Consider the following 22220-nt stretch of genomic DNA (forward strand, 5'->3'; position numbering starts at 1 on the left):
CCTGACGTCGGCCGGTCATCGGCCGGTCACGCCGGCGCTTCATCGCCGGCGACGGCGCGAGCGGACGCTACTTGAGGGCGCTCATGCCCTGCCACTGCGACCAGCTCGGGTTCCAGTCCCCGAAGCCGTTGCCCGTGGCGATCGTGTCCTCCGTCGAACCCGAGATCTCGAAGACGTCGCCGACGTTCAGCTGCTCGTACAGCCACGCCGCGTCGGAGGTGCTGAGGCCCACGCAGCCGGAACTGTCGTTGACGACGCCGAACTTGCCCGCGTTCCACGGCGCGGCGTGCGCGTACGTGCCCGAGTGGCTGAGCTTCATCGAGTAGTCGACCATCTTGTCGTAGGCGTCCCCGAGGCCGACCGTCTCGGAGTTCATCCGGATGGTGCCCTCCTTGGCCAGCAGCACCATCGTGCCGTTCCAGGTGGCGTTGGCCGGGCGGCCCGCGGAGACGGGGAGGGTCCGGACCGTCTCGCCGTCGCGGATCAGGGTGAGCTTCTTCGCCTGGACGTCGACCTTGGCGATCTGGCTCTTGCCGATCGTGAACGAGACGTCGTAGTTCTTGGCGAAGAACCGGCCGCCGCCGCTGTTCACCCCGCTCAGGTTCGCCTTCAGCGCGACCTTGGTCCCGGACTTCCAGTACTCCTTCGGCCGCCAGTCGGCGCGGTCCCGCCCGTCGTGGTTCTTCACCCAGCCCCAGGAACCCTCGGTCCCGGGTGTGGCGGAGACCTTCAACTGCCGCTCGACCGCCGCCTTGTCGGTGACCGGGTGGTCGAAGGTGATCGACACGGGCTGTCCGACGCCCACCGTGGCACCCTCGGCGCCCGGGGACAGCGTGACCTTGTTGACGTTCGCGTCGGTCGCCGCCGTGGTGGAGAAGGTGGCCTTCGAGGAGCTCTGCGCGCCGCCCTCGTTCCTGGCCTCGGTCCGCACCGTGTACGTGGCGCCCGGCGCGATCCGTGACGAGGACTTCCACGCCGTACCGCCGTCGGAGAGCGAGCCGCCGATCCTGGTGCCCTTGTCGTCGGTGACGGTGACCTCGGTCAGCTCCCCGCCCTTCGCCGTCACGGCTATGCGCTTGCCCGGCTCGACGTCCTTCGCGCCGTCGCCCGGATTCACCGACACCTTTGCCTTCTCGGCGGCCTCCGCGGACGCCGGACCGCCTCCCGAGCCGCCGCAGGCGGACAGGGCGAGCACGCCGGTGACGGCGAGGACGGCGGCACAGGCCCTGACGAGCGCGTGCGGGCGGCGGGAGCGGTGGGGGACGGGCGATCGCATGACGTGGCGGCCTTCCTGGGTGCGGCGTGACACCGGGCAAGACGGCCGTTCGGACTGTCAGGTTCTGTTCTTTACGGTCCGGATTTCCACGGAACGTCACGATGCTGTCACCAACGTGACGGAACGTCGACCTCCGGGCCGAGGACCGGGCCGTCGGCCGCACGCGAGGACCTCTCCGCCCGTCGGCGCGGGCGGACAACGCCCCCGGCACGGACGGCGACACCCCCGGCACGAACCCCGTGGATTCCTGCGCCGCGCCCCGCCGGTGAATTCGTTGGCCGAGCGATTCAGCGAAGTGAGATCCTTGACCAGGTATGCCTACTTCCTCGCCTTCCCCCGTCGCCTTCGCCGCCCTGCACGAGCGGCTCCGCGAGCTCACCCTGCGCGACGAGCGGAAGCTCGGGCGGAGGCTCGACGGCGCCCGGCGCATCCGTAAGCCCGAGGCACGGCAGTCCGTGCTCGAGGAGATCGCGGAGGAGATCGAGCGGGCCGAGTCGCGGCTCGCCGCCCGCCGCTCCGCCGTCCCCGAGATCACCTATCCCGACGCGCTGCCGGTCAGCCAGAAGCGCGACGCCATCCTGGAGGCGATCCGCGATCACCAAGTGGTGATCGTCGCGGGCGAGACCGGCTCCGGGAAGACCACGCAGATCCCCAAGATCTGCCTGGAACTCGGCCGCGGCGTACGTGGCCTGATCGGGCACACCCAGCCGCGCCGGATCGCGGCCCGTACGGTCGCCGAGCGCGTCGCGGAGGAGCTGAGGACGCCGCTGGGCTCGGCCGTCGGCTGGAAGGTCCGCTTCACCGACCAGGTCGGCGACGACACCCTCGTCAAGCTGATGACCGACGGCATCCTGCTCGCCGAGATCCAGACCGACCGTGAGCTGCATCAGTACGACACGATCATCATCGACGAGGCCCATGAGCGCAGCCTCAACATCGACTTCATCCTCGGCTACCTCGCGCAGCTCCTCCCCCGGCGCCCCGATCTGAAGGTCGTCATCACCTCGGCGACGATCGATCCGGAGCGCTTCTCACGGCACTTCGGCGACGCCCCGATCGTCGAGGTCAGCGGCCGTACGTATCCGGTGGAGGTGCGTTACCGCCCGCTGCTCGAGGAGGGCGGCGAGGACAGCGACCGCGACCAGGTCACCGCGATCTGCGACGCCGTCGACGAGCTGCAGGCCGAAGGGCCGGGCGACGTCCTGGTGTTCCTGTCCGGCGAGCGGGAGATCCGCGACACCGCCGACGCGCTCACGAAGAAGAACCTCCGCCACACCGAGGTGCTCCCGCTCTACGCCCGGCTCTCGCACGCCGAGCAGCACCGGGTCTTCCAGCGCCATACGGGCCGCCGCATCGTGCTGGCCACCAATGTCGCCGAGACGTCCCTGACCGTCCCCGGCATCCGGTACGTGATCGACCCCGGCACCGCCAGGATCTCCCGCTACAGCCACCGGACCAAGGTCCAGCGGCTGCCCATCGAGCGCATCTCGCAGGCCAGCGCCAACCAGCGCAAGGGCCGCTGCGGCCGTACGTCGGACGGCATCTGCGTCCGGCTCTACTCCGAGGACGACTTCCTCACCCGCCCGGAATTCACGGACGCGGAGATCCTCCGCACCAACCTCGCCTCGGTCATCCTGCAGATGACGGCCGCGGGGCTCGGGGACATCGAGAAGTTCCCGTTCATCGACCCGCCGGACCGCCGCAACATCAAGGACGGCGTGCAGCTCCTGGAGGAGCTGGGGGCGCTCGACCCGCAGCAGAAGGACCCGAAGAAACGGCTCACCGGCCTCGGCCGCAAGCTCTCCCAGCTCCCGGTCGACCCGCGTCTGGCCCGTATGGTCCTGGACGCCGACCGCAACGGCTGTGTGCGGGAGGTCATGGTCATCGCCGCCGCGCTGTCCATCCAGGACCCGCGCGAGCGGCCCACGGACAAGCAGCAGCAGGCCGACCAGCAGCACGCCCGCTTCCGCGACGAGAGCAGCGACTTCCTCGCCTTCCTCAACCTCTGGCGCTACATCCGGGAGCGGCAGAAGGAGCTGTCGTCCTCCGCGTTCCGCCGGATGTGCCGCAGCGAGTTCCTGAACTACCTGCGCATACGCGAGTGGCAGGACATCTACACCCAGCTCCGCCAGGTGGCCAAGACCATGGGCATCCACCTGAACGAGCAGGACGCCGCCCCCGACCGCGTGCACACCTCGCTACTCGCGGGCCTGCTCTCGCACATCGGCCTGAAGGACACGGACAAGAACGAGTACCTGGGCGCGCGCAGCGCCAAGTTCGCCGTCTTCCCGGGCTCCGCGCTGTTCAGGAAGCCGCCCCGGTGGATCATGTCGGCCGAACTCGTCGAGACCTCGCGCCTCTGGGCCCGGGTCAACGCGAAGATCGAGCCGGATTGGATCGAGCCGCTGGCGCAGCACCTGGTCAAGCGGACGTACAGCGAGCCGCACTGGGAGAAGGACCAGGCGGCGGTCATGGCGTACGAGCGCGTGACGCTGTACGGCGTGCCGGTCGTCGCCCAGCGGAAGGTCAACTACGGGCGGATCGACCCCGAGACCTCGCGGGACCTGTTCATCCGCAACGCCCTGGTGGAGGGCGACTGGCGGACCCACCACCAGTTCTTCCACGACAACCGCAAGCTGCTCGGCGAGGTCGAGGAGCTGGAGCACCGTGCCCGCCGCCGCGACATCCTCGTTGACGACGAGACGCTCTTCGACTTCTACGACCAGCGTGTGCCCGAACACGTCGTCTCGGGCGCGCACTTCGACTCGTGGTGGAAGCACAAGCGGCGCGAGGAACCGGACCTGCTCGACTTCGAGCGGTCGATGCTCATCAACGAGAGCGCCGAAGCGGTCACGAAGGACGACTACCCGGACACCTGGCGGCAGGGGAAGCTGAAGTTCCGGGTGACGTACCAGTTCGAGCCGGGGGCGGACGCGGACGGCGTGACCGTGCACGTACCGCTCCAGGTGCTCAACCAGGTCACGCCGGACGGCTTCGACTGGCAGATCCCGGGGCTGCGCCTGGACGTCGTGACCGAGATGATCCGGTCCCTGCCGAAGCCGGTCCGCCGCAACTACGTCCCGGCACCGAACTTCGCCCAGCGCTTCCTCGACGCCGCGGGGCCGGAGGCGGCGGGAGGCGAGCCGCTCCCGGTCGCGCTGGCGCGCGGCCTCCAGCGGATGGTCGGCGTACCGGTGAGCGCGGACGACTTCGACCTCGGCAAGGTCCCGGACCACCTGAAGATCACCTTCCGGGTGATCGACGAACGGCGGCGCAAGATCGCCGAGGACAAGGACCTGGAGGCGCTGCGGCTGAAGCTCAAGCCGAAGACGCGCGCGGCCATCTCCAAGGCCTTCGAGCAGGCCTCAGGGGCCTCTGGCGGGCCCGCGGGCCCAGAGCAGCGCACGGGCCTCACGGAGTGGACGATCGGGGCGCTGCCGCGCACCTTCGAGACCCGGCGCTCGGGGCAGCCGGTGAAGGCGTACCCGGCGCTGGTCGACGAGGGCGCGTCGGTGGCCGTACGGCTCTTCGACACCGAGGCGGAGCAGGCCGAGGCGATGTGGCGCGGAACCCGCCGGCTGATCCTGCTCAACATCCCGTCCGACCCGGCCAAGTTCGCGCAGAGCAAGCTCACCAACCAGCAGAAGCTGGCCCTGTCGAGCAATCCGCACGGCTCGATCCCGGCCTTGTTCGACGACTGCGTGACCGCGGCCACGGACCGGCTCATGACCACGCGCGGAGGCCCGGCCTGGGACGAGGAGTCCTTCCGCAAGCTCTTCGACGCGGTACGGGCCGATCTGGTGGACGCGACGCTTGACGCGGTCCGCAAGGTGCAGGAGGTGCTGGCCGCCTGGCATTCCTGCGAGCGCCGGCTGAAGACGCCCCCGCTGTCGACGAGCGCCGTGCTGCTCCCCTCGCTCACGGACGTGACGCAGCAGCTCGCCGAGTTGATCCGGCCCGGCTTCGTCACGGCCCACGGCGTTCGGCGCCTGCCGGACCTGCTGCGCTATCTGGTGGCCGTCGACCGGCGCCTGACGCAGCTCCCCACGAACCTCCAGCGAGACACGGCGCGGACTGCCAAGGTGCACGAGATGCAGGACGAGTACGCGTGGCTGCTGGAGCAGCTGCCACAGGGCAAGCCGGTGCCGCAGCAGGTGCGGGACATCCGCTGGATGATCGAGGAGCTGCGGGTCAGCTACTTCGCGCATGCGCTGGGCACGGCGTACCCGGTCTCGGACAAGCGGATCGTGAAGGCCATCGACGCGGCGGTGCCCTAAGGCGGTCATGGTGAATCCCCGGCCGCCACGGGGCCTGCGTACGACCGGTTCTGCCTCGCGGCGGGGGTAGTGCGGCCGTTGCCAGGAGTGAGTTCGACCGGCCTCCTGAACTGCTGTAGAGTCTCTTCTCGCGGCAAGACACCAGTTCAGCCGCGAAAACCTGGTCCTGTGGAGCAGTTTGGAGTGCTCGCCACCCTGTCAAGGTGGAGGCCGCGGGTTCAAATCCCGTCAGGACCGCTTCGACACCAAGGCCCGGATCCTCTGGATCCGGGCCTTCTGCGTGTCTTGACTCGGGCACGTACCGGAGGTACCCCAGACATCAGGGGATGCGGGGTACGGGAGGTATGCGCGCATGATGACGTCTGCGAGGCATGAGACCAGGGCCCTGCTGCGAGCCCATCTGTCGGCTGCGACCCGCTATCGCCATCTGACGCGCCATTGCCCGATATGCCACCAGTTGCAGCGACTTGCCATGGAGCCCACGGCGGCCGAGGCCGCCGCGACCCAGCCCCGGGATGCGTCGAACCGGAATGCCCTGGAGACGGCCGAGAGCCCCCGCGAAGAGGGACGCGAGCACCCTCAGGACCAGGAGCGGAACCCGCAGCGGGACGAGGGCCTTTCGGCCCCTTGACCCCGGGACCGTTGGCTCGCGAAGCTCACTACAGCACGTCCTCGCCAGGGGACAAGCGAATGGTCATGTGACGGGAGTCACCAAAGAAGTTTCTAAACTTGCGGAACTCAACCCCCCTCCCCCGGCCGTCAATTTAATATGTGCAATTGCACTTGGCTGGGAAAGCCTACCGGTGGGTCACCGAAGCGCGTAAGGGGACACATCCGGCCATGGCCGTACGGGCGGCTCTCGGGCACAAAAAAGATCGCGCTGGACCCGGCGGAGTCCAGCGCGATCGACGACGTACCCTCGATGCCGAGGAGATGGGCCTGTTGGGGCAGGCGCTCGTCGTATGGAGCTAATGGGCCATCACGGGCTTGGGGGAACCCTGAATCGCCCCGTTATGGAGTTGTTCAGGCCTCGCTGCGCTGCTGCGGAATGCCCGCGAGCAGTGCACGCACCTCCGCTTCGCGGTAGCGGCGGTGCCCTCCGAGCGTGCGGATGGACGTGAGCTTGCCTGCCTTGGCCCAGCGCGTGACCGTCTTCGGGTCCACGCGGAACATCGTGGCAACCTCAGCCGGGGTCAGCAGCGGCTCGGCATCAGGGGTGCGAGCGGTCATGAGCGGCCTCCTCGGGAGAACCGAACCAAACGGTTCTTTCCTCTAAATTCTGCACCTTGACCCGCGTTGCCCGAAATGGCGCACGCAGGCCGAGTCGGTTATAGGACGAACGGCTTGTCCTCGGCACTACAACTACACCATCTGTCCAGCCGCGTCGGCCAAACCGATGGATTTGCCCTCTCAGGTGTTCAACCTCGACGGAAGCCGATGGACCATGCCATAACGGACAGTCACGCGTCCGTGACGATCAGTCACAGCGATGTCCGGGGTCCTCATCAGACCCCGCGAACAGAGTGCAATGCCAATCTTCCGCCCATAGTTGGACGAAGGGAGCCCTCCGGACTCCTTGTCCTATTTTGGCACGAGGGTATGGGATCAGGGCAAGACCCGTCTTAGTGCCGTCCGTCACGCTTGCGGCATTGGCGGATCTTGGAACGAGGGTCCCGGTACGCGAAGTGTGAGGTCCGCGTCAGCTCGCGAACTGCCGCTCCCGCACCGCACGCCAGCGGTCCGTCAGCCGCTCGTACGCGCGGCCGGCCCGGGCTCCGTCGCCCTCGCGCAGCGCCTGCAGCCCTTCCGCCACATCCGCGGCGGAATGGTCCTCGGCGAGCTGCCCTTCCGGTAGAGCATGCACCAAGCCGCCGTAGTCCAGCTCCACCAGCGACCGCGGATGGAACTCCTCCAGCCATCGGCCGACCCCTTCCAGGCCGTCGATGAGCGGTCCCTCGTCCATGGAATCGCGCAGAACGCGCAGCGCTCGGGCCACCCGCCGCCGTGCCTCGACCATCGGCGTCCGGTAACGCAGAACCGGCTCTGTGGCGTCCTTCACATATTCACGCTCGCCCGCCGAGAAGAGGGCGAACCACAGGACCGGTACATGCCAGGTGGACGTACGGATCCACGGCCGGGCGTCCGGGTTGCGCTCCAGCCACCGTTCGTAGTCGGACTCGGCCTGGCGCCGCACCACGGCGGGCAGGACCGCGTCCAGCACGGGCTTCGGAAGCTGCTCGGCCAGCTCCTCCAGGGCCAGCCAGCCACGCAGCCGGGTGCGCCACGGGCAGACGCACGTCACCCCGTCCACGACCGCGACGAAGGCGTCACTGCTCTCGTGCACCGGCACGGGCACGGGCGGAACGGGCAGCAAGTCGGCCAGCGAGCGCCGGAGTTCGTCCTGCGCTGTGGGGATCTCCTTGCGCTCCGCGTAGCGGTACCAATGGGAGCGCTCGGGCTCCGGGAACGCGGCCAGCGGTTCGTAGACCCGCAGGTACGCCGCATACGGGACCACCACCGACGACGCCTCGCCCACGCGCCCACTCCTCCGCTCGCCGCCGGGAGTTGCCCCCGCTGACGCTATTGATCGTCCCACGTGTGTACGCCACACGGAGGTGATCCCGGGCACCTCGGTGACCGGATCGCCTGGCAGGATCTACGCTGTGGCCACCGGGCCCTCCCCCACCCCAGGAGGGCGTCTCCTTCGCGTCTCCAGGAGTCACCACCGTGACCGACGTACGTCACACCGCCGACGATCTCGGCGTGCTGTCCACCCTGTTCCGCTCCGAGCAGGGAGGCCATGAGCAGGTCGTTCTCTGCCAGGACCGCGACAGCGGCCTGAAGGCCGTCATCGCGATCCACTCCACCGCCCTGGGCCCCGCCCTCGGCGGCACCCGCTTCCACGCGTACGCCTCCGACGAGGAGGCCGTCCTGGACGCCCTCAACCTCGCGCGCGGCATGTCCTACAAGAACGCCCTCGCCGGCCTGGACCACGGCGGCGGCAAGGCCGTCATCATCGGGGACCCGGATCTGATCAAGAGCGAGGAGCTGCTGCTCGCCTACGGCCGGTTCGTCGCCTCGCTCGGTGGTCGCTACGTCACCGCCTGCGACGTCGGCACCTACGTCGCGGACATGGACGTCGTCTCCCGCGAGTGCCGGTGGGCCACCGGCCGCTCCCCCGAGAACGGCGGCGCCGGCGACTCCTCCGTGCTGACCGCCTTCGGCGTCTTCCAGGGCATGCGGGCCAGCGCCCAGCACCTGTGGGGCGACCCGACGCTGCGGGGCCGCAGGGTCGGCATCGCGGGCGTCGGCAAGGTCGGCCACCACCTCGTCGAGCACCTCCTGGAGGACGGCGCCGAGGTCGTGATCACCGACGTGCGGCAGGAATCGATCGACCGGGTGCAGGCCAAGCACCCGCAGGTGATGGCCGTGCCCCACACGGACGCCCTGATCCGCACGGAGGGCCTGGACATCTACGCCCCGTGCGCGCTCGGCGGCGCCCTCGACGACGCGACCGTCCCGGTCCTCACCGCGAAGGTCGTCTGCGGCGCGGCCAACAACCAGCTCGCCCACCCCGGCGTCGAGAAGGACATCGCCGACCGCGGCATCCTGTACGCGCCCGACTACGTCGTGAACTCCGGTGGCGTGATCCAGGTGGCGGACGAGCTGCACGGCTTCGACTTCGACCGCGCCAAGGCCAAGGCGACCAAGATCTTCGACACGACGCTGGCCATATTCGACCGCGCCAAGGCCGATGGCATTCCGCCCGCGGCCGCGGCCGACCGCCTGGCCGAGCAGCGCATGGCCGAGGGCCGCGCCCGCGCCACGGTCTGACCGGAACACGCCGGGCGGCCGGACCGGACACCGGCACGACCGGCCCGCCGAGGGGTGACGAGACATGACTCACCACCCGTCGGCGGGTCGGTCCCGAGCAGAAGGTAAAGTCAGAGCTGACCAGCGAGGACGGGGCTCCTCGCGGGTTGTCCGGCGTGTCGCGTCCTGCGGGCGACGTACCGTACGGCCGCGGAAGCAGGTACCGTTGAAGCCCTACGGACCGGTCTCTCCCTGGAGAGCCCGCTCCGACTCATGAACGCGTGTCAAGACTCTGGGGCCGTCGAGCCCCGTCGTTGAGGGGGTCGAGCCATGGGGCGCGGCCGGGCCAAGGCCAAGCAGACGAAGGTCGCCCGCCAGCTGAAGTACAACAGCGGTGGGACTGATCTCTCACGCCTGGCCGAGGAGCTGGGTGCAGCACCGAATTCGAGCCAGCCGCCGAATGGCGAGCCGCTCGAGGACGAAGAGCTGGACGACGACCCGTACGCACAGTACGCGGATCGCTACAACGATGAGGACGACGAGGACGACGACGAGTCGTCCGAGCAGTCCGCCTATCGTCGTCGCGCTTGATGCCGCGCACGGCCCACGCCGTACCGCGCACGCAGCAAGCCCGACCACAGCACGACCACTGACCCGGTCCGGGGCCTTCCTCCGGACCGGGTTCTGTGCTGCCCTTACGGGCGCCCTCAGCCGGCGTAGTCACCGGTCAGGGCCACAGCCTCGGTGCGGTCACCGCGCTCGGTGACCTCGCCCGCGACCCATGCGTCGACGCCGCGGTCCGCGAGCGTGGCCAGCGCGACGTCCACCGACTCCGCGGGGACGACCGCGACCATGCCGACGCCCATGTTCAGCGTCTTCTCCAGCTCGCCGCGGGCCACGTCCCCGGTGCGGCCGACCAGGTCGAAGACCGGGCCGGGGGTCCAGGTGGAACGGTCGATGCGCGCGTGCAGGCCGTCGGGCACGACGCGGGCCAGGTTGTTCGCGAGCCCGCCGCCGGTGATGTGCGAGAAGGCGTGCACCTCGGCCGTACGGGTCAGGGCCAGGCAGTCCAGCGAGTAGATCTTGGTGGGCTCGAGCAGTTCCTCGCCGAGCGTGCGCCCGAACTCCGGGATCTCGCGGTCCAGGGACCAGCCCGCACGCTCGAACACGACGTGACGGACGAGCGAGTACCCGTTGGAGTGAAGTCCGGAGGACGCCATGGCGATCACCGCGTCCCCCGTACGGATACGATCCGGGCCCAGCACGCGGTCGGCCTCGACCACGCCCGTGCCGGCGCCCGCGACGTCGAAGTCGTCGGGGCCGAGAAGGCCCGGGTGCTCGGCGGTCTCGCCGCCGACGAGCGCGCAGCCCGCGAGCACGCACCCCTCGGCGATGCCCTTGACGATCTGGGCCACCCGCTCCGGGTGGACCTTGCCGACGCAGATGTAGTCGGTCATGAACAGCGGTTCGGCGCCGCACACCACGATGTCGTCCATGACCATCGCGACGAGGTCGTGGCCGATGGAGTCGTACACGCCCATCTGCCGCGCGACGTCGACCTTCGTGCCGACCCCGTCGGTGGCGGAGGCGAGCAGCGGGCGCTCGTAGCGCAGCAGCGCCGAGGCGTCGAAGAGGCCGGCGAAGCCGCCGAGGCCGCCGACGACCTCGGGGCGGGTGGCCTTCTTCACCCAGTCCTTCATCAGCTCGACGGCGCGGTCGCCCGCCTCGATGTCGACGCCCGCGGCGGCGTAACTGGCACCAGTGGTCCCGGACTCGGACATGCAGAGGTTCTTTCGTGTCGTTGGGTACGCCGCTTACGGGCGGCGCAGCGCGTCGGCGCCGCCGACACCTGCGGTGAGGGTCTGCACGCCGTCCACGTCGGCCTTGGTCTGCGCGGCCGTCTCGGACTCCAGCAGGTGCTTGCCCAGCAGCTCCGGGTCCGGCAGATCCATCGGGTACTCGCCGTCGAAGCAGGCACGGCACAGGTTCGGCTTGGCGATCGTCGTGGCCTCGATCATCCCGTCGGTCGAGATGTAGGCGAGGGAGTCCGCGCCCAGCGACTTGCCGATCTCCTCGACCGACAGACCGTTGGCGATCAGTTCCGCGCGGGTGGCGAAGTCGATGCCGAAGAAGCAGGGCCACTTGATCGGCGGGGAGGAGATCCGGATGTGGACCTCGGCCGCGCCGGCCTCGCGCAGCATCCGGACCAGAGCGCGCTGGGTGTTGCCGCGGACGATCGAGTCGTCGACGACCACCAGGCGCTTGCCGCGGATGACTTCCTTGAGGGGGTTGAGCTTGAGACGGATGCCGAGCTGCCGGATGGTCTGGCTGGGCTGGATGAATGTCCGGCCCACATAGGAGTTCTTCACCAGGCCCGAGCCGTACGGGATGCCGCTCTGCTCCGCGTAGCCGACGGCGGCCGGCGTGCCGGACTCCGGTGTCGCTATGACGAGGTCGGCCTCTGCCGGGGCCTCCTTGGCCAGGCGGCGGCCCATCTCCACGCGGGAGAGATAAACGTTCCGCCCGGCGATGTCGGTGTCGGGGCGGGCGAGGTAGACGTACTCGAAGACGCAGCCCTTGGGGCGGGCGTCGGCGAAGCGGGTGCTGCGCAGCCCGTCCTCGTCGACCGCGATCATCTCGCCGGGCTCGACCTCGCGGATGAAGCTCGCGCCGACGATGTCGAGCGCGGCGGTCTCGCTCGCCACGACCCAGCCGCGCTCGAGGCGGCCGAGGACCAGCGGGCGGATGCCCTGCGGGTCACGGGCGGCGTAGAGGGTGTGCTCGTCCATGAAGGCGAGGGAGAAGGCGCCCTGGACCTTGGGCAGGACGCGGGGCGCGGCCTGCTCGACGGTCAGCGGCTTGCCGTCCTCGTCGACCTGGCCCGCAAGGAGCGCGGTGACGAGGTCGGTGTCGTTGGTCGCGGCGACCTGGGTGGCGCGACCGCCCTCGCGGGGCAGCTCGGCGACCAGTTCGGCCAGTTCGGCGGTGTTGACCAGGTTGCCGTTGTGACCGAGGGCGATCGAACCGTGCGCGGTGGCACGGAACGTCGGCTGCGCGTTCTCCCACACCGAGGCACCGGTGGTCGAGTAGCGGGCGTGGCCCACGGCGATGTGGCCCTGGAGGGAACCGAGAGAGGTCTCGTCGAAGACCTGGGACACCAGGCCCATGTCCTTGAAAACGAGGATCTGGGAGCCGTTGCTCACCGCGATGCCCGCGGACTCCTGTCCGCGGTGCTGCAGCGCATACAGCCCGAAATAGGTGAGTTTGGCGACCTCTTCTCCCGGGGCCCAGACGCCGAAGACACCGCAGGCGTCCTGGGGGCCCTTCTCGCCGGGGAAAAGATCGTGGCTGAGTCGTCCGTCACCACGTGGCACGCGACCGAGTCTAAGACAGGTCGGGGATTAACCCGAACCGGGTACGGCGCCGCACCTGTCGGATCCGACGACGGGACGGTCGAAACGAGGGTCGGGGACGGGTTCCGATGTGCCGCGCGGGACGTGTCGTCGCGCTGCGTGCCTGGTGAGAGCGGTGCGGGAACGGATCACGCCGCGGGCGAATGACGGGTGCGTCACACTTGCGGCGCGCTGCGCGGACGGGGCGGTACGGGAGGGTTCGTACGGGGTGGTGGCGCCGGGCGAGGGACGGTCGTACGGGTGGGCCCCGCGTACGGGATGGTGCTGCCGTTGCCGGCCCTGCCCATGGGGTGGGGCTCACATCACGTACAGCGCCCAGGCCGTCCAGGCCATCAGGGGCAGGACGATCAGCGGTGCCACCGGCCATCCGCGCTCGCGACGCGTGCTGATCCGGGCGGGCCGCAGCTGCGGGTGCACGCGCATCGCCGTGACCTCGTCCGCCGCGCGGCGGCCGGGGTCGTCGTCGCTCTCGCCGCGGCGCCAGAATCGGGACGGTGCCACGCGCAGACTCCAGACGACGCCCTCGCCGCGCTCGCGCACCCGCAGCTCGCCGTTCTCGTACCGGGCGATGCCGAGCCGGTCCCACGGGAGGTGGCGGACCCGCCAGGCTCCGGTGAGCCAGAGACCGTCGCGGTCGGCGGTCGCGCGCCAGTTCAGCATGCCGGCGGCCACGGTGAGCACGGAGCCGAGGAACACGACGAGCAGGGCGTACCACCAGGGGAAGTCCTGGTCGTTGAGGTAGCTGCCGAGCACGGCGATCACGAAGAACAGGGCGAGGAGCCCGAAGGCCCGGTCGGCGAGGCGCGGACCCCAGTGGGCCGGCTCCTCGCGCGGGGAGAGCCGGGCGGCGGTGCGGATGGTGGCGGCGACGGCCTCGAGCTGCTGGGTGGTGTCGACGCTGCCGAAGAGGAGGGCGTCGAGGGTTTCGTCGTCGCGGGCGAGCGGGGCCGCCGGCGTACGGCGGGAGGACCGGACCGGGCGTACGGCCTGGAAGGTGTACTCCGTGATCAGCTCGCCCCCGGTCGTCGCGGAGACGAGGGCCACCTCCGCGCGTGCGCAGGGCAGACCGAAAAGGACGGCCTCGCGGGGGCGGGTGAGGGTGCGCAGCCGGGCGGCGGCCTCCTCCGGGCTGGACGGCTCCGCGTCGTGGTCGAGATCGTCGAGGACGTCCCCGAGCCCGTGCTCGTCGGCCTCGTCGGCCTCCTCGTCCTCGTCCTCGTCCGTCTCCTGGGCGACGACGCAGGAGAAGAGCGGATCGCGGCCCTCGGAGTCGTCGGCGGCGTAGACCCAGGTGTCTGCTTCGACGTCCTCCCGTATGAGGACCTTCAGGACGGGCACCGGGCCGCGCCTCAGGTCGGCGGTCCTGCGGCGGGCCGGGACCGCGAAGCCGAGGAGCGAGACGCCGGGAGCGGCGATCGCGGTGCCGATGAGCTGCCAGGAGCTGAACTCGACCATGTCGAACGGCGCGGCACCGCTCCCCGCGTACCAGAAAGCCGCCGCGGCGAGCGCGCACAGCACGACGCCCACGGGGATCTGGACGATCCCGCGGTTCAGCGGCGGAAGCGGCCGCGGGAGCGGACGGGTGTCCGGCCCGGCCGCGGCCTGGGCGGCGAGCCGCTGGAGGCGGCGGTGGCGCAGCCGGACCAGGGCGGCCGACCAGCCGTACAGCAGGAACAGCAGGACCAGCGCGTGAGCCGCCGTCCGCGCGGTGGCCTCGGCCGTGAACCCGTCGTACGCGACGAGGGCGCCGAGCAATGGCGCGGTGAGGACGGAGAGTTCGGGGAGTCGCAGGAACCAGTAGATCTGGGCCAGGGCGAGGGCGGTCTGCGCGACTCCGGTCCAGTCGGCGGGGCCGGTGGACCGGGGGGCCACACCGATCGTGGCGATCGCCATCGCGGCCAGGAGCGCGAGGCCGAACACGACGGCCGAGCCCAGCGGGTTCGCCCAGCGCGGCGGGCGCGCCGCCCGCCAGTTCTCCGCTTCCCGCGTCGTCCACGGGCGGACAGCATCGAACTCTGCCGGCAGGGGCGCTTGGGTCGAACTCATGCCGGGGATTATGGCTGCCGCAGGGCGACGGCGAAGGAACATTAGTGCTATCCCTGGTCACCGCTCCGCGCCCGGCGCCGCCGCTGGGGCCGAAAGTCCCTGCTTACGGGCCGATGGCCGCGCACCGTCGGATGCGTCACTCCGGCACCCTTTCCGGACGCAGCTCCGTTGCGCGCCGCTCCGGACGCAGTTCCGTAGCGCGCCGCTCCGGACGCAGTTCCGTAGCGCGCCCCCGCTCCACCGCGGCTCGGCTGCGCGCCCCCGCTCCGGACGCGGCGCCGTCACCGCGGGGAGGACCGGCCTCGGCTCGGCTAACCCAGCAGGGGCAGCAGTGACGACAGGTCGGCGCGCTCGCCGCTGGCGGAGACTGCCGCGTCGTCGAGCGCGTCCGCCCAGGTCGTACGGCCGGTGGCCAGGCGGATCCAGGTCAGCGGGTCGGTCTCGACGACGTTCGGAGGCGTGCCACGGGTGTGCCGCGGGCCCTCGACGCACTGCACGACCGCGTACGGCGGGATCCGCACCTCCACCGAGCCGCCCGGCGCCTTGGCGGCCAGGGTGTCGGCCAGGACGCGCGTGGCCGCGGCGAGCGCCTGGCGGTCCAGGGCGACGTCCCTGCCGAGGGCGGCTGCGAGGTCGTCGGTGTGGACCGTCAGCTCCACACACCGGGTGACCAGGAAGTCGTCGAGCGTCATCGCCCCGAGGCGGGCGGCCAGCAGGCGGTCGCCGGGCGCGGAGGCGAGGGCATCGGCCAGGCCGTCGGCGGCGCGGTCCAGCATCGCGCGCGGTTCGGTGGACGCGGCGACCGTGCGGGCCCGCTGGTCGACCGCGCCCGCGACGGCGGCCGTCGCGGAGGGCCAGTCGAGGACCGTCACCTCGCGCGCGGGAGGCGGCGGCTTCCGGAGGTACGCGCCGACCGAGTCCGCACCGAGCGCGATGTGGACGACGAGATCGCGAACGGTCCAGTCACCGAGCCGCGTCGGCCGTTCCCACTGCTCGTCGGAGAGCCCGGCCACGGCGTCCCGTACGTGCGTGAGCTGTGCCGTGACCGCGGCCCGTATCTTCGCGGCGTCGTAGGTACGGGCACGGGCTCTGCGCTGGGCGGGAGGCATGGCGCCGAGCATAGCCACGCAGCGCAGTGCGCCCGTCACTGCCGTGGACAGCCTTCCGGACCCGGGCCGATGATGGACATCAGGGGGCGAACCAGGATGGAAGGCGTGAATCACTATGGCTGAGCACCCCGATTGCACCGTGGTACGCCAGGGCTACGAGGCCTACACCAAGGGTGACATGGAGACCCTGGCCGGGCTCATGACGTCGGATGCGACCCACCACATCCCCGGCCAGCACCGCCTGTCGGGCCACCACAAGGGTCGCGAGGCATGCCTCCAGCTCTACGCCCGCATGCAGGAGGAGACCAATGGGACCTTCCGCGTGGAGCTGCAGGACCTCTTCGCCGACGGCCGCGGACATGTGATCTCCGTCCACAAGACCTACGCCGACCGCGGGGACCGCGGGGTCGAGATGCCCGGAGGCATCTTCTTCACCATCGTGGGCGGGAAGGTCAGCGATCTCGACGAGTGCGTCGAGGACATCGACGTCGCGGACGAATTCTGGCGCTGAGGGCGGGAGTTCGCCCACGCTCCGACCGGCCCCGCCGCATGTGATGGCGGGGTCGCGCCTTTCTCGGCCCCCTTCCGCTCTCCCACCCGCACCAGATCCGGCCAGGGCACCGTCGCCCACCACCGCGACCACCGCCTCACCGCCGCGGTATGACCTCCACGCCGGCCGCCTCCGTGTCGGCGCCCGCAGCAGCATCCGCGTCCGCCTCCGCTTCCCCCTCCGTCGTGAACGGCTCGTCGTTCTTCGGCACCCCGATGCCCCGCCAGCTGAACGGGACCCCGTTCGCCACGTACGGATCCGCGTCGTCCATGAGCTGGAAATGCAGATGGGGTTCGGTGGAGTTGCCGCTGTTGCCGACGCGGGCGATCTCCTGCCCCTCGCTCACCCGCTGCCCCTCCCGGACCGTTTCCGAGCCGCGCTGCAGATGGGCGTAGAGCGCGTACGTGCCGTCCCCGAGGTCGAGGATCACGTGGTTGCCGACGAGGGCGCCCGCTCCGGCCAGATCACGGAACGCGCCCTCGATGAAGAAGGGGATCAGAGCGAGCCAGGAGTTGCGGCTGAGGCCCTGGTCGCGGCGGCCGGACCGGACCCGGACGACCGTCGCGTCCGCCACGGCCAGCACCGGCTGCCCGTACGCCGGGAAGTCACCGCTCGGACGGGCGAGCGGCCAGAGGCCGAAGCGCGGGCGCGACCCGTCCGCGGGTTCGCTGACGACATCGATCGCATACGCCTGCCCGTAGGTCCGGATGCCGTGACTGGGGACCTTGTCGGCGGGGCTGTTGAGCGCGCTCCACCGGCCGCCGACCGGCGGCCCGACCTCCAGGGGCGGCGGATCCTGCGGCCTCGCCCGCCCGGCCGCGAACCGCACCAGCCCCGTGGACAGGAACAGCACGAGGCAGCCGTACAACAGGACCGGCGGGACGGGCTCGACGAAGACGTCGAAGAGGACGATCACCACGAACAGGCCGAACAGGCCAGGACGCAGCCAGCGCAGGGAACGAAGGGCCGGGCGAAGAGCCGGGCGGCGTACGGACATAAGGTTCCTCCTCGATCGGTCGTGTGGTGGAGGCCGGTCAGGACTTGGCCGTGGTGGCCAGGGCGACCAGCAGCGGGACCACCCGCGTCGGGGGAATTTCGTACCGTCCGCGGACCGGTGTGTGCAGCCAGCCGGCGGCCGCCAACTGCCGCAGGTGGTGGTAGATCTGGCCGGACGTGCCGACCCCGTCGAGCTCGGTCAGCTCGGCGGCGGTACGGCGTCCGCCCAGGATCTCCCGCAGCAGGCGCAGACGGACCGGCTGGCCGAGCGCGGCGAACGCCTCGGCGGCATCCGCCCAGTCGCTCTCGACCAGGTCGTCGGTGGTGCGGCCGTACTGCCACTCGTACTGCTCGCCGGTGGGCAGGTGAACCGCGCCGGTGAACAGCACACCGCCGTTCGGCGATCCGGCGTCCGACAGCTGGGCCTTGAGCCCGTCCAGAGCCCAGAAGTCGGCGCCGCTGGGGAGGGCCGGGCCTCCCCCGTGGTGGCCCGACCCCTCAAGAGCGGCGAGCCGCTGCTCCAACGCCGTGACTCGCTGCTCCAGTCCCATGCATCGATATTACGTAGTTACGTAGAAAGCGCAAGCCCTCTCCCGCAGACCTGTGGAAGAACGACCGCGGCCCCGCTCGTCCCGACCGGGATGAGCGGGGCCGCTGCCCTCGTCCGTAGGCGCCGAGCGCTCAGGCCAGCAGCGCCGGAATCGTCCCCTCGTGCGCCTCGGCCAGCTCGGACAGCGAGATGCCGAACTGCCCCTGGACCTCCAGGACTTCGCCGTCCACGACGCCGATCCGCGCGGCCGGGAGCCCCCGGGCCGAGCACATGTCCGTGAAGCGCAGCTCCTCGCTGCGCGGCACGGCCACGACCGCACGCCCCGCCGACTCCGAGAAGAGAAGGACGAACGGGTCGATACCGTCCGGCACCACGACCCGGGCGCCGTTGCCGCCCTTGACGCACGACTCGACCAGCGCCTGGACCAGACCGCCGTCGGACAGGTCGTGCGCGGCGTCGATCATGCCGTCGCGCGACGCGGAGATCAGGATCTCGGCCAGCAGCCTCTCGCGCTCCAGGTCGACCTTCGGCGGCAGCCCGCCGAGGTGACCGTGGACCACCTGCGACCAGGCCGAACCGCCCAGTTCCTCCTCGGTGTCGCCCAGGAGGTAGAGCAGATGGCCCTCGTCGCCGAAGGCGATCGGCGTGCGGCGCGTGACGTCGTCGATCACGCCGAGCACGGCCACCACCGGCGTCGGGTGGATGGCCACCTCGCCGGTCTGGTTGTAGAGCGAGACATTGCCACCGGTCACCGGGGTGCCCAGGGTCTGGCAGCCGTCCGCGAGACCGCGGGTGGCCTCCGCGAACTGCCACATCACCGCCGGGTCCTCGGGGGACCCGAAGTTGAGGCAGTCGGAGACGGCGAGCGGCCGGGCACCGGACGCGGCGACGTTCCGGTACGCCTCGGCGAGCGCCAACTGCGCGCCCGCGTACGGGTCGAGCTTGGCGTACCGGCCGTTGCCGTCCGTCGCGACGGCGACACCGAGGTTGGTGTCCTCGTCGATACGGACCATGCCGGAGTCCTCCGGCTGCGCCAGGACCGTGTTGCCCTGCACGAAGCGGTCGTACTGGTCCGTGACCCAGGCCTTGGACGCCTGGTTCGGGGACGCGACGAGCCGGAGCACCTGCTCCCGCAGCTCCTCGCCCGTGGCCGGTCGGGGCAGCCGGGACGCGTCGTCGGCCTGCAGCTCGTCCTGCCAGGCGGGACGGGCGTACGGGCGCTCGTAGACCGGGCCCTCATGGGCGACGGTGCGCGGGGGCACGTCGACGATCTGCTCGCCGTGCCAGTAGATCTCCAGCCGCTCGCCGTCGGTCACCTCGCCGATCACCGTCGCGATGACGTCCCACTTCTCGCAGATCTCCAGGAAGCGGGCGACGTTCCCGGGCTCGACGATCGCGCACATGCGCTCCTGCGACTCGCTCATGAGGATCTCCTCGGGCGAGAGCGTCGCGTCGCGCAGCGGAACGGTGTCCAGTTCCACGCGCATACCGCCGGAACCGGCCGATGCCAGCTCGGAGGTCGCGCAGGACAGACCGGCGCCGCCGAGGTCCTGGATGCCGGTGACCAGGTCCTCCTTGAAGATCTCCAGGGTGCACTCGATGAGCAGCTTCTCCTGGAACGGGTCGCCGACCTGGACGGCCGGGCGCTTGGCCGGGCCGGTGGAATCGAAGGTCTCGGACGCCAGGACGGACACACCGCCGATGCCGTCGCCGCCGGTCCGTGCTCCGTAGAGGATCACCTTGTTGCCCGCGCCCGCGGCCTTGGCGAGGTGGATGTCCTCGTGCTTCATCACGCCCACGCACAGGGCGTTGACCAGCGGGTTGCCCTGGTAGCAGGAGTCGAAGACGACCTCGCCGCCGATGTTGGGCAGGCCCAGGCAGTTGCCGTAGCCGCCGATCCCCGCGACCACGCCGGGCAGCACGCGCCGGGTGTCGGGGTGGTCGGCGGCACCGAAGCGCAGCGGGTCCATGACCGCGACCGGGCGGGCGCCCATGGCGAGGATGTCGCGGACGATGCCGCCGACGCCCGTGGCCGCGCCCTGGTACGGCTCGATGTACGAGGGGTGGTTGTGCGACTCGACCTTGAAGGTGACGGCGTAGCCCTGGCCGACGTCGACGACGCCCGCGTTCTCGCCGATGCCCACCAGCAGGGCGTCGTTCTCGGGGGCCTTCTCGCCGAACTGCTTCAGGTGGACCTTGCTGGACTTGTACGAGCAGTGCTCGGACCACATGACCGAGTACATGGCCAGCTCGGCGCCGGTCGGGCGGCGGCCGAGGATGGCGTGGATGCGCTCGTACTCGTCCTTCTTCAGGCCGAGTTCGGCCCACGGCTGATCGACATCGGGCGTCTCGGTTGCGTGCTTGACGGTGTCGAGGGTCACGCTCGGTCGCTCCTTCGCGCGTGGTCGTGCTGTTGCCGCGGTGCGGGGCGCTCGGTCGCTCCCTCGGCAGCTCCGGTGTCGAGGCTCATCAGGCGTTGACCAGCTTCTTGAGGATCGAGGTGAAGAATCCGAGCCCGTCCGTGCCGCCGGTGCCGATCAGCGGCTCCACGGCGTGCTCGGGGTGCGGCATCAGACCGACGACGTTGCCCGCCTCGTTGGTGATGCCGGCGATGTCGCGGAGGGAGCCGTTGGGGTTCACGTCCAGGTAGCGGAACGCGACCCGGCCCTCCGCCTCCAGCATGTCGAGCGTGCGCTCGTCGGCGACGTAGCGGCCGTCCATGTTCTTCAGCGGGATGCGGATCTCCTGGCCGGCCGCGTAGTCGGCGGTCCAGGCGGTGTCCGCGTTCTCCACGCGGAGCTTCTGCTCGCGGCAGATGAAGTGCAGGTGGTTGTTGCCGAGCATGGCGCCGGGGAGCAGGTGCGCCTCGGTGAGGACCTGGAAGCCGTTGCAGATACCGAGGACGGGAAGTCCTGCCCTGGCCTGGTCGATGAGGCCGTCCATGATCGGCGAGAAGCGGGAGATCGCCCCGGCCCGCAGATAGTCGCCGTAACTGAAACCGCCCGGCAGCACGACCGCGTCGACCTGCTTCAGGTCCTTGTCGCGGTGCCAGAGTGCGACCGGTTCCGCGCCGGCCTTGCGGATTGCGCGCTGGGTGTCCCGGTCGTCGAGGCTGCCGGGAAAGGTGACGACACCAATGCGGATGTTGCTGCGGCCCGCAGGGCCTCCGTCGAGGGTGGCGGCGGGTGACGGGTGGGATGTCACGACTCGACCTTCACGGTGAAGTCCTCGATCACGGTGTTGGCGAGGAAGGTCTCGGCCATCGAGCGAACCCGGGCGAGCGCGGCGTCGTCGACCGGCCCGTCGACCTCGAGTTCGAAGCGCTTTCCCTGGCGGACGTCGGAGATTCCCTCGAAACCGAGGCGGGGCAGCGCACGCTGCACCGCCTGGCCCTGAGGGTCGAGGATCTCCGGCTTGAGCATGACGTCGACTACGACGCGTGCCACTGGCACTCCCGGTGGTGTGGTGCGTAAGGCGGTTCCCTCAGCGTACCCCGCAGAAAATTCTACGCGGGTAGATATCAACCGTACGGTTACGTTTACGCATCGGCCCCAGTTCCCCCTGTGGAAAGTCAAGGGAAAACCGTATGGTCACCGATTGCAGCATGACACGCGGGGCGAATTCAGTGGGCTTCGCATTGCAAAGGCTGTCGCTGTACAAATGAAAAAGAACTGACCCCGAACTCCTGGCCACCCGCGTCTTCCCACGTCATTGCGGGCGTGCCACACGAAAGGACCGATATCCGTGGCGCAGCGCGTAGTGGTCACACTCTCCGACGACATGGACGGCGGGGAAGCGGCGGAGACGGTCACCTTCGGCCTCGACGGCAGGTTCTACGAGATCGATCTCAACCCTTCCAATGCGAAGAAACTGCGCGGAGCTCTCGCCCCTTATGTGGAGGCGGGCAGAAAGCGGTCCAAGTCGGGCAAGACCTATCGGCACACCGCCGTGGCACCCGACCCCGCGGCCGTACGCGCCTGGGCGAAGTCGCACGGCATGGAGGTCCCCCCGCGCGGCCGCATCCCCAAGAAGGTCTACGAGGCGTTCAACGCGTCGAGTTGAGCGGACCCGGGGGACGGCGCGAGCGAAGGCCGCGCACCACGACCCGTCCCTCGTCCGGGTGGAGGGCTGCTCGCCGTCCGACTTGCACGACACCCCGGGCGATCAGCTAAAGTCTGGAGCGCACCGAG

Annotated in this window: 18 protein-coding genes and 1 tRNA gene; 7 read left to right on the forward strand and 12 right to left on the reverse strand. The window is 70.2% G+C overall.

What is annotated here, in order from left to right:
- Positions 1-67: 67 nt before the first annotated feature.
- A complete protein-coding gene (locus ABZ822_RS05870) occupies positions 68-1276 on the reverse strand; it encodes an Ig-like domain-containing protein (protein ID WP_360847474.1) in 1209 nt (402 codons plus the stop codon).
- Between the two features lie 314 nt (positions 1277-1590).
- Between ABZ822_RS05870 and hrpA the strand changes: the two genes are divergently transcribed.
- The 3 genes from hrpA to ABZ822_RS05885 all read left to right on the forward strand — a co-directional run bounded on the left by hrpA (position 1591) and on the right by ABZ822_RS05885 (position 6184).
- Entirely contained in the window at positions 1591-5553 is a 3963-nt protein-coding gene (gene hrpA / locus ABZ822_RS05875) for an ATP-dependent RNA helicase HrpA (RefSeq protein ID WP_360847477.1), read from the forward strand.
- Between the two features lie 162 nt (positions 5554-5715).
- Positions 5716-5790: transfer RNA gene (locus tag ABZ822_RS05880), tRNA-Asp, on the forward strand.
- Between the two features lie 115 nt (positions 5791-5905).
- The gene (locus ABZ822_RS05885) at positions 5906-6184 is read left to right on the forward strand and encodes a DUF6274 family protein (RefSeq protein WP_360847480.1); all 279 of its coding nucleotides are present in this window, start codon (positions 5906-5908) and stop codon (positions 6182-6184) included.
- A gap of 392 nt (positions 6185-6576) precedes the next feature.
- Here the strand turns inward: ABZ822_RS05885 and bldC are convergent, their stop codons facing one another.
- Both bldC and ABZ822_RS05895 read right to left on the reverse strand, forming a co-directional pair.
- Positions 6577-6783, reverse strand: coding sequence for a developmental transcriptional regulator BldC (bldC, locus tag ABZ822_RS05890; RefSeq protein ID WP_003949541.1), 207 nt, complete (start codon positions 6781-6783; stop codon positions 6577-6579).
- Between the two features lie 469 nt (positions 6784-7252).
- Positions 7253-8089: a hypothetical protein gene (locus tag ABZ822_RS05895; protein WP_360847483.1), complete on the reverse strand. Its 837-nt coding sequence runs from the start codon at positions 8087-8089 to the stop codon at positions 7253-7255.
- A gap of 191 nt (positions 8090-8280) precedes the next feature.
- On the opposite strand from ABZ822_RS05895, the gene ABZ822_RS05900 reads away from it, so the two are divergent.
- Together ABZ822_RS05900 and ABZ822_RS05905 are read left to right on the forward strand one after the other, a co-directional pair.
- Positions 8281-9387 (forward strand): Glu/Leu/Phe/Val dehydrogenase dimerization domain-containing protein, encoded by a 1107-nt coding sequence (locus tag ABZ822_RS05900; RefSeq protein ID WP_360847486.1) that lies wholly within the window; start codon positions 8281-8283, stop codon positions 9385-9387.
- A 309-nt stretch (positions 9388-9696) separates the two neighbouring features.
- On the forward strand, positions 9697-9957 hold the full coding sequence (locus ABZ822_RS05905) for a DUF3073 domain-containing protein (protein ID WP_360847488.1): 261 nt from the start codon (positions 9697-9699) through the stop codon (positions 9955-9957).
- 116 nt (positions 9958-10073) lie between these two features.
- Here the strand turns inward: ABZ822_RS05905 and purM are convergent, their stop codons facing one another.
- From purM to ABZ822_RS05925, 4 genes are all read right to left on the reverse strand, one after another.
- Entirely contained in the window at positions 10074-11147 is a 1074-nt protein-coding gene (purM, locus tag ABZ822_RS05910) for a phosphoribosylformylglycinamidine cyclo-ligase (RefSeq protein ID WP_360847490.1), read from the reverse strand.
- A 33-nt stretch (positions 11148-11180) separates the two neighbouring features.
- Positions 11181-12740: an amidophosphoribosyltransferase gene (gene purF / locus ABZ822_RS05915; RefSeq protein ID WP_360847493.1), complete on the reverse strand. Its 1560-nt coding sequence runs from the start codon at positions 12738-12740 to the stop codon at positions 11181-11183.
- 336 nt (positions 12741-13076) lie between these two features.
- A complete protein-coding gene (locus ABZ822_RS05920; protein ID WP_360847496.1) occupies positions 13077-14825 on the reverse strand; it encodes a hypothetical protein in 1749 nt (582 codons plus the stop codon).
- 311 nt (positions 14826-15136) lie between these two features.
- Complete coding sequence (locus tag ABZ822_RS05925) at positions 15137-15934, reverse strand: sterol carrier family protein (protein WP_360847499.1); 798 nt, start codon at positions 15932-15934, stop codon at positions 15137-15139.
- Positions 15935-16049: 115 nt separating this feature from the next.
- On the opposite strand from ABZ822_RS05925, the gene ABZ822_RS05930 reads away from it, so the two are divergent.
- Positions 16050-16445: a nuclear transport factor 2 family protein gene (locus ABZ822_RS05930; RefSeq protein WP_360847502.1), complete on the forward strand. Its 396-nt coding sequence runs from the start codon at positions 16050-16052 to the stop codon at positions 16443-16445.
- 136 nt (positions 16446-16581) lie between these two features.
- Here the strand turns inward: ABZ822_RS05930 and ABZ822_RS05935 are convergent, their stop codons facing one another.
- The 5 genes from ABZ822_RS05935 to purS form a co-directional block, all read right to left on the reverse strand.
- Entirely contained in the window at positions 16582-17481 is a 900-nt protein-coding gene (locus ABZ822_RS05935) for a M23 family metallopeptidase (RefSeq protein ID WP_360847505.1), read from the reverse strand.
- 37 nt (positions 17482-17518) lie between these two features.
- Complete coding sequence (locus tag ABZ822_RS05940; protein ID WP_360847508.1) at positions 17519-18031, reverse strand: winged helix-turn-helix domain-containing protein; 513 nt, start codon at positions 18029-18031, stop codon at positions 17519-17521.
- 130 nt (positions 18032-18161) lie between these two features.
- The gene (purL, locus tag ABZ822_RS05945; protein ID WP_360847511.1) at positions 18162-20411 is read right to left on the reverse strand and encodes a phosphoribosylformylglycinamidine synthase subunit PurL; all 2250 of its coding nucleotides are present in this window, start codon (positions 20409-20411) and stop codon (positions 18162-18164) included.
- A gap of 88 nt (positions 20412-20499) precedes the next feature.
- Positions 20500-21174 carry a phosphoribosylformylglycinamidine synthase subunit PurQ gene (purQ, locus tag ABZ822_RS05950; RefSeq protein ID WP_360848781.1) on the reverse strand — a complete coding sequence of 225 codons (675 nt, stop codon included), beginning with the start codon at positions 21172-21174 and terminating at the stop codon, positions 20500-20502.
- Positions 21175-21230: 56 nt separating this feature from the next.
- Entirely contained in the window at positions 21231-21476 is a 246-nt protein-coding gene (gene purS / locus ABZ822_RS05955) for a phosphoribosylformylglycinamidine synthase subunit PurS (protein WP_360847514.1), read from the reverse strand.
- A 298-nt stretch (positions 21477-21774) separates the two neighbouring features.
- On the opposite strand from purS, the gene ABZ822_RS05960 reads away from it, so the two are divergent.
- Positions 21775-22092, forward strand: coding sequence for an Lsr2 family protein (locus ABZ822_RS05960; RefSeq protein WP_360847517.1), 318 nt, complete (start codon positions 21775-21777; stop codon positions 22090-22092).
- The last annotated feature ends 128 nt before the right edge of the window (positions 22093-22220 follow it).

This window comes from Streptomyces sp. NPDC047108, from assembly GCF_040643575.1.
In the GTDB taxonomy this organism is placed as follows: Bacteria; Actinomycetota; Actinomycetes; order Streptomycetales; family Streptomycetaceae; genus Streptomyces.